This is a genomic window from Trichococcus collinsii, from assembly GCF_900107505.1.
Classification (GTDB): Bacteria; Bacillota; Bacilli; order Lactobacillales; family Aerococcaceae; genus Trichococcus; species Trichococcus collinsii.
Window position 1 is genome coordinate 1 of sequence record NZ_FNQH01000023.1, and the last position, 2,424, is coordinate 2,424.

General features: G+C 38.2%; 2 protein-coding genes. Both read right to left on the reverse strand.

Features of this window, described 5'->3' with window-relative positions:
* Positions 1–6 precede the first annotated feature (6 nt).
* Positions 7–732 carry a GDSL-type esterase/lipase family protein gene (locus BLV66_RS15390; protein ID WP_086986366.1) on the reverse strand — a complete coding sequence of 242 codons (726 nt, stop codon included), beginning with the start codon at positions 730–732 and terminating at the stop codon, positions 7–9.
* Between the two features lie 101 nt (positions 733–833).
* The coding region (locus tag BLV66_RS15395) for an SGNH/GDSL hydrolase family protein (RefSeq protein WP_143033149.1) at positions 834–2,424 on the reverse strand (1,591 nt) is incomplete at its 5' end.

Below are 2,424 nucleotides of genomic sequence, written 5' to 3' on the forward strand. Positions count from 1 at the left end.
TATGGTTCAGCCGTTTACAAAATCTTGTATTTGTTCTTTCCACAACAGATATCCCTGCCCGTTCAAGTGCGTACCATCGTTAGTGTAATCGGTGTTCATCTGACCATTAACTTGAAAGTGTGGATACAAATCAATAAACTCGCAATTATCATAATCTGATGATAAATTTTTGAGATATGTATTCAATTCAACGATTGTTTCTGAACTAACTTTACTGCCGTTTAATTCGTTGTTAATCGGTAACATGCTTTGAATATAAATCTTTGTGGCAGGTGATTTTTTCTGAATTTCTTCGATTATATTTTTATAATTATTTTTTGTTGTTTCATTTTCTACCGATTGATCCAAATCATTTGTACCAACCATTAAAAATATCTTGCTCGGACTATCGTCAGCGATGCTGCTAACCATTTCCAAAATACCTTGTGTCGTGACTTTGTTAATGCCTCTGTTTATGATATTGCTGTTAGCGAATAACTCACTCCACTCAACGCCATCAGTTAAGCTGTCTCCAACGAAAACGATAGCCCCTTCTTTTTGTGGTAGTATGTCAAATTGTGACGTCTTGTCAAAATAGTAAGGTGGTTTTTGCACTTCAGCAGCAGTCGGTGCTACCTTACTCATAACCCAACTAACACCGCCTTTTTTAATGACAAAAGCTGTTCCTAACAGTAAAAACACAACGTTCAAGCAAACCGATAATATAAATAATTTGTTATCACCAATCTTCATCCTAACGACACCTCTTTACTATATATTTGCTTAATTATATAGCAACTTTTTCAAACTATCAATATAGCGCAGAGGTTATTTCGAAAGGACGTTAATAAACGTTATAGGTTTTCAAGGAACGCTTCCCCTGCGGTGAGGAAGTTATTATGCCCCGCTTCATTTAAATGTGCGCCGTCATATGCACCTTGAAAAAAGAATCCTCTATATGAAGGTCCTGCCCAAGAATACAAACCAGCATTTTTTGAAGCGTCGAATATTGGAACGCACCAATGATCACATCTTTCAATCATCGCGTCAATGTACGGTTGAATATAATTTCGCGTACTCCACGCTGCATTCCATGGGGTGAAGAAACATATTTTCCCTTTTGGATATTTTGCAACCAATCCAGCAATGAAGCTATCCAGTCCAGTCTTGAATTCCTCAATATCTAAAAGTAGATTAGCATCGTTTTCGCCTCCAATAACAACGATATAATCGGCATTGTTTGCCATTGCTGTGAAGCGGTCTTTCATTGGAGTTGTACCTCCGCGGATGCCGACGATACCGTTACCGTTAATACCATAGTTGTTATAGGTCATTTGATGTTTGTCGGCCAGTTTGTAATGCCATGTTTTGTCGATACTTTCTGTGTTGTTTGCAACGTAACTATCACCGATAAAATTAATGGTTTTGCCAAATAACGGTGATTTCAAATCATCCGGCTGAATTTTATAGCACTTAAACGGATAAGTAGTGAAAACATGGTTAAACTTAAGGTGTTCGATTTCCTCTGTGGCAACATAGACACCTTTGATGTTTGTGTTCACGACTGCACTTGTGGTGATTATCGATTCTTTGAAAGTACCATCAACATTAAATTTGGATAATGATTGGGCTCCTTTTAACACCCACATGTCATAGTAGATCATCTCGCCCTTTTCAAGCGTCACATCATAAACTCCCCATCCGGTAGCTGCCGTGTAAGTTCCTTGGGGGTTGCCGTTTGTACCGTCATCAATTAACCCGCTAATCGTATTAGGAACAAGTCGTTTTTTTATTTTTGGCGAAAATTTAAAAATCATAAAATTAGCTTTAACCTCGTCAACCAACGCCTGTGTGTAAGTAGTTCCCCAAGCATCTCCGTATTTATAAATTTCCAAACTGTAATAAAGAATATCAACAGGATTAGTAGGAATAAGCAATTCACTTCCACTCATGAACACCGCGGTATTAGTTGTATCAGTAGTGAACTTACGCAAAATGAAGTTATACTTTTTCGAAAATTTTAAAATATGATCCGCGCTAACTGAAAATTTATCTATTACAGCCGCATATTTTGATGCTGTAGAATAGTTTCCTTGATAAAACAATCCTAACTTGGGCTCTATTGGCAAAATTTCCAATTCGTTGAATAGTTTTTTTGACAATATGGCGTGTTGTGTTTCAAGATTTAACTTTGGTATGGTTGTAGCTTTATCCGCTAGTTTGGGTGTAACTACAGATCCATCCGCGAATGCCCCATTACCGATTGGCGTCCATGCTGTGCCTGTCCATGCGTAATTTAAGAGATTGTCAGTCGTCCATCGCACATCCCCAAGCGTGTTTCCGGTTGTCGGCAATGCGGCAAAAGTGGTACTACCTTTAAAAACATAGGCACTTGATGGCAAATCGGATAAATCAGCTTTTGTCGATTCGATATGCGCCAACTGT

Excerpts from the sequence above, each read along its gene's own strand:
- BLV66_RS15390 (WP_086986366.1), bottom strand. The coding sequence starts at position 732 with ATGAAGATTGGTGATAACAAATTATTTATATTATCGGTTTGCTTGAAC.